The following is a 4,087-nucleotide window of genomic DNA, read 5'->3' on the forward strand; positions in this document are numbered from 1 at the left end:
AGGAGGCGGAGAAGCGCCCGATCCGGCTGCATAAATGACGTCACGGCAGTGAGTAGTACACAAAATGTAAACGACAAACTTCGTAGGCTTAACTAGACATTTGACTTTTAACTAAACTAGAAATCATCCACTAACATGAGGATTATCAACTTGATTGTGGTGCATTGCAGCGCCACGAGGGAGGATTGTACGCTCTCTCCGGAAGATATCCGGACTCTGACACAGCGGGCTACGCCTCGGAAACTCGTCGGGAAGCTGCATGAAAAATTCCCCGGCTGCCAGGTATACGGATACAGAGTAACACAACACATTAAAAAACAGAAAGGAGGTAAATTATGGCAATGAAGAAATCAGTATGGGATATGATCCTGAAGGTGGTTATCGCAGTGGCTTCGGCTTTAGCTGGCGTTTTGGGCGCTAATGCGATGAATTTGTAAATTTCTCAATAGTTCTATCATTTTATAATTCTGCAGATTCCGGAGTCTGGAATCTGCAGAATTTCAAACCAATATTTCAACACAGATTAAGACTTAAACAAAATGCTATTTCCTCAGTTTTTCAACCATTTATATAACAAAAACAAAATATGAAACGATTAATTTTTATACTATCATTTTTCGCTGCACTCTTTCCTTTTACGGCACATGCAGCTTCCACACTTCCATACGTTCCCCTTTCTGTCCCCACTTCTCCGCAGGCGGCAGCCTTCAAGATGTATGGAGATGTGGCTGTGAATCCTGCCATGGGGGTGCCCGACATATCTATTCCCTTGTTCGACATCGATCATCACGGCTATCGGTTGCCTTTGAGCTTAAAATACAATCCGGCTCCGTTTCATCCCGGCTACAACTATGACGTGTTCGGCCGTGGCTGGGCGTTATCTGTCAGCAGTTGCATCTCGCGAAGCATAGAATGCATGCCCGATGAACTTACAGACTTTAAACTGGATATCGACAAGTTTGGAAAGTCATATCGGAATTTATCGGAAGAATACCTGAACACGTTGGAACTAAAGTCCGACCTATTTACCGCTATCCTTCCTGATGGTAGTTCCTTCGAATTCGTTATCAGAAAAAACTATGACGGCAAAATCGAATATGTAGTTTCAGGTGGACGTGATGTGAAGATAACCCATGCTACTATGGATAGAAAGATTATATCTTTTAAAGTGGTGGACGAACAGGGTGTTGAGTATGCTTTCACTGGTGCCGATACCACCTTTAGAGGAACGGGGTGTACGATTACTCCCTACAACACCACTTATGTGTCTTGGCAACTAACCTCTATCCGTCTGCCCCATTCTTCGGAACTTATTACTTTTGATTATGACAAGAGTATTCATTCTAACTTTGGGTATCAGCAGGCAGAACCGGCACTACGTTTCCATCATTTTTATGAGTTAGGGTGTAGTCCGGACGTATTTGACGTCACTGTACATACTTATACACGGCAGCATGCATATCAGATGAAGCTTCTGACTTCCGTCACTTATGGTACCACCACCATCCGCATTAATTATAAGGACGGCACAAACAGTGAATATTATAATTATGCCGAAAGTATCAGTATAAAAGACGGAGACAGACTTGTGCGGACCATCAACCTGGAACAGCACCAGGGGACTTTGCAATCTAGCAGTTTATCAAAGTCGCCTTTCAGTATGCTTGACAGCGTCACTCTGCTTGGCGGTAATGATGCATCATCCGAGATCTATCGGTGTGAATATACATCTTCGTATGCCAACTTTGGTGGAACAGACCATTGGGGTAACCTGAATTTTCGCAGCAACAATTATGACGTTGCTTATATGAATCTGTTCGTGGGCTTTGATGTGTCCAGAGCCAGTAGCTCTTTTGTAACAGACGTACCAAAAGACGAAAATGATTTGTCTCCTTTGGATAAAGTGAGACTCTCTAATGTGTCCTACAACACACGTAAACCTGCCGACCCTGAAAGCCATTGTGTACTCCGCAAATTAACCTATCCGACAGGAGGCTACACAGAGTTTGACTTTGAGAACCACAAGTTCTTCTCATTCACAGATGATGATGGAGACTATATTCACGATAAAAAAAAGCGCGTGAAGACCGAGGCTACAGGTTTCAGGATTCGTGAAATCGTCAACTATACGGCAGAAGGTGTACGAAGCGATTCCAAACACTACTGTTACGGGAAAACCGAATACGAAGAAAACGGCTGGGAAATCGGACGCTACTACCATACAGGCGCAGGTGAACCAACCCTCGATCCTACCATTCAGACTTATATGAACTATCAATCGACCGACCTTCCGATGTCGGTACTGAACATGGTTCTGGGACTTGATCCGAATGGACAATATCGATCCTTCAAATCCAATCCCTTCATGAGTTATAGTCCGTCAGGAGGATATCCTGTTTACACCTGGGAGTGGGAATGTACGTTCAGTGCATTCAACTTCCAGCGGCTTCTGAACGGCCGTCCCGCAGTGGTCTATCCCGAAGTTACAGTCTATTATTTAAAGGATGGTGCAACCCAATTTAGTCCTGAAAATTGCAATGGAAAGACTGTCTATCAATATGACATCTATGAAGCAATGCAAAATGACACCGCCTTTTTCGAGAAACCGCAGTACTATGGCAATGTGCTCTGGTATGAAGGAGAGAAATATCGTTATAATCTATTAAAAGAACAGACTGACTACATGAGCGACGGGCGGGAATATAAACTGAAGCGGCGCGAATCACTGATTTGGCGTTACGGTGGCTCGTCGGTGATAGATTGGGAATATTCCAATTCATACGGAACCCCATCATTCGTCCCTGCAACCGCTGTTCTTGGTAGTTTCTATACTTCTACCTGTCAGATGCTTGGACACTCACTTCTATACGAACGTAAAGTAACCACTTATGACGAATCGGAAACTGGTATTACAGATACAGAACACTACACCTATCTCTCCGGTAACCGGATGCAATGGAAAGAACGGAATGCAGGAGGCCTGCATCGGGAGACTAATTGGGAATATCCGGCTATCGCGCGAACTGGTACAACCCCGGATATTGTTCGCAAAATGGTGGAAAGAAACATACTTAACCCCGTGTTGAAAGAGACACAGAATCAAAGCTATCCTGACGGCTATAGACGTGAATTCGGAGAGTTTCCTACAGAAAGTGGGGATACGCTGATATTGCCTGCCCGATTTTATCAGACAATTTACGATCCGAGTTCACACTACAGCGAAGTTCTCGCTTACTCTTCCAACGGAAATCCCCGCGAAGTAGTTTCTAAGGATAAGCTACACACGGTCTATCTATGGGGATATGGTGATCGCTATCTTATTGCCGAAATCAAGAATGCCACTCTAGAGCAGGTGGAAACCGCTGTGTCCTCCGTCTTTGGCATGACATCCTCCGCATTGGCAAAGAGCACTACTCCTGATGCCGCCAAGCTAAAGGCATTGCGCAACCATACGTCTCTCTCGGAAGCACATGTTACCACTTTTACTCATCTTCCGTTGGTGGGTGTTACCTCGATCTCCGATCCTACGGGAAAGACCTTGTATTATGACTACGATGGATTGGGACGTTTGAAGGCGAACTACTATTACGAAGGCAACGTCGTGGATGAAAGCAAGAAACGTGTCGTACAGGAATATGATTATCATTACCGTAACTAATAAACAAAATATGTACAAACTTATGAAACGAATATATTTACTTCTTTCGCTCTTATTGTGCTCTCTTTTATGCATGTCGCAGGTGAGCACTTCACAGAACTATATCAGCACACGTACTTACATCTCGCCCGATCATAGCGGTTGCCGTGAACAGGTGGTATACTTTGACGGCCTGGGGCGTCCCTCACAAACAGTAGATTGCGGCATTACGCCCGACAGGAAAGATCTTGTTTCATTACAAGAGTATGACGATCAGGGACGCAAACTGCGCACTTGGCTTCCTGCCAAGTCAGCGGGAAATGGCAATTACATGACCCTCTGTTCCTTACAAAATGGTGCAAGCTCATTGGCAGGTGGCGATGCGCGTCCGTACCTGCAGACCACGTATGAAGCCTCTCCCTTGAACAGGCCGGTTGCTCAGCATGGAGC

The 4,087-nt window shown here is 44.9% G+C and carries 4 protein-coding genes; all 4 read left to right on the top strand.

Going from position 1 to position 4,087, the window contains the following annotated elements; all coding sequences use genetic code 11:
• Positions 1–135 precede the first annotated feature (135 nt).
• Positions 136–345, top strand: a complete 210-nt coding sequence (locus DW173_RS23420; protein ID WP_120145330.1) for a hypothetical protein — start codon at positions 136–138, stop codon at positions 343–345.
• A complete protein-coding gene (locus DW173_RS23885; protein WP_005681936.1) occupies positions 342–437 on the top strand; it encodes a smalltalk protein in 96 nt (31 codons plus the stop codon). Before DW173_RS23420 ends, DW173_RS23885 begins: the two co-directional genes overlap by 4 nt.
• Positions 438–586: 149 nt before the next feature.
• The gene (locus tag DW173_RS23425) at positions 587–3,658 is read left to right on the top strand and encodes a hypothetical protein (protein WP_120145331.1); all 3,072 of its coding nucleotides are present in this window, start codon (positions 587–589) and stop codon (positions 3,656–3,658) included.
• Between the two features lie 22 nt (positions 3,659–3,680).
• Positions 3,681–4,087, top strand: a 407-nt coding sequence (locus tag DW173_RS23430; protein WP_233562291.1) for a DUF6443 domain-containing protein, incomplete at its 3' end; no start/stop codon positions are given.

This window comes from Bacteroides sp. AM16-13, assembly GCF_003602705.1.
Taxonomy (GTDB): domain Bacteria; phylum Bacteroidota; class Bacteroidia; order Bacteroidales; family Bacteroidaceae; genus Bacteroides; species Bacteroides xylanisolvens.

Excerpts from the sequence above, each read along its gene's own strand:
- DW173_RS23420 (WP_120145330.1), top strand. The coding sequence starts at position 136 with ATGAGGATTATCAACTTGATTGTGGTGCATTGCAGCGCCACGAGGGAG.
- DW173_RS23885 (WP_005681936.1), top strand. The coding sequence starts at position 342 with ATGAAGAAATCAGTATGGGATATGATCCTGAAGGTGGTTATCGCAGTG.
- DW173_RS23425 (WP_120145331.1), top strand. The coding sequence starts at position 587 with ATGAAACGATTAATTTTTATACTATCATTTTTCGCTGCACTCTTTCCT.